2 pseudogenes are annotated in these 1,349 nt (G+C 37.7%); both read right to left on the reverse strand.

Annotated elements, in window-relative coordinates:
- Positions 1 to 614: pseudogene (locus tag RHS_RS29725) on the reverse strand (transposase); the annotation flags it as partial.
- Between the two features lie 360 nt (positions 615 to 974).
- Positions 975 to 1,349: pseudogene (locus tag RHS_RS29730) on the reverse strand (transposase); the annotation flags it as partial.

Consider the following 1,349-nt stretch of genomic DNA (forward strand, 5'->3'; position numbering starts at 1 on the left):
TAAAAGTTTGTGCAATCATAGTATAGGACAGATGAATCTCGCTTAATGACAGAATTGCTGTTTTTGTAAAGCCATGTCAGATAAGTGTCGTAATTCGCTTCCAAGATATCCATGAATCTAAGAATATGCTGGTAATCAAACTCCGGCTGTTCAAAGTAGGAAGCGAGACGATTCCAGGTAGCGTGTTTGGATTTGGGATCTAAAATCCTTGCATAAGTAAGGAAACGAGCGATTGTAAAACAATCAAAAGTATTTTTGCGGTCATTTGTTATCTCATGAAAGAACTCCTTGAGATTCAATTCTTTCATGATGTCCTGAAGAAAGAAATACCCAATATTCAACCAGTTGGAAGCCGATGCTTCATCAGCAGAAGGTCTGACCCTTTCGTTGAAATCGGCAGTCAGATTGAAAGAGACTTTGCCAACGCGGTATTCCTCATTCATCTTTTTGATTTGTTCTCTCACATAGAGTTCAGGATCATCTGTGACCTTCAATAACTCGGAGTGTTTTCCAAAGTTTTTAATATTTCTGGTGGTTGTTTTCTTTCCATTACGGATTCCCTGCTGTGCATAATAAGTGGGATCCTTTAGTCGTTTATCAAAGTATATTTTCATAAATGCATCACCCCTGTAATTATTATACCACACAAATACAACACATACAACATAAAAATAGTAAAAATTTGACAAAAAAATAAGCCTGTATCAAGGCTTTAAGGTACTTTAGAGATATGGAAAGTGTCGAAGACCCGCCCATGCCAGTTTCCCACACCCATCTTTACGTTGCACTATCTACATCTACAAAGCGTCCCTTCCTCAACAAAACCCCAATTTAACCAGTATAACAGGATTTTGCTGTTGACTACACATTTGATATCCCGTTTTCGACACTTACAAGAAGACGAAAAGCCGATACACCTTATAAATACTGAGGTTATCGGCTTATACTGATTATGAAATTGTTGTATGTAAACGTTACTTTAAAATTTTTTTAATTGTTCCATTCAGTTCCTTTGGTTTATAATGCAGCCTGTCCAAGTTTAGCGATGTTAGTTGGGTTAGGGCATCTAGTGCCTTGCTACCATTATAGAGAGCCATATATTCGACGTCGTGAATATTCGTCACATTCATATTTTCAAGGTTATTAATTAAGTTTTCTGTCGTCACATGTGTATGCTGGTCATCAAGTTTGGCTTCCAGTAAACGGTACACAAGCAGCGCAGTATAGCAGATCATGAAGTGAGCTCTAATGCGATTTGGCAGACGGTGGTTTACAGGTCTTCCGGTAAAATTTGTTTTCATGATTCGAAAACAGTCTTCAATCTGATATCTTTTGTGGGATACAGCCAA

Source organism: Robinsoniella sp. RHS (assembly GCF_001029355.1).
Classification (GTDB): domain Bacteria; phylum Bacillota; class Clostridia; order Lachnospirales; family Lachnospiraceae; genus Robinsoniella; species Robinsoniella peoriensis.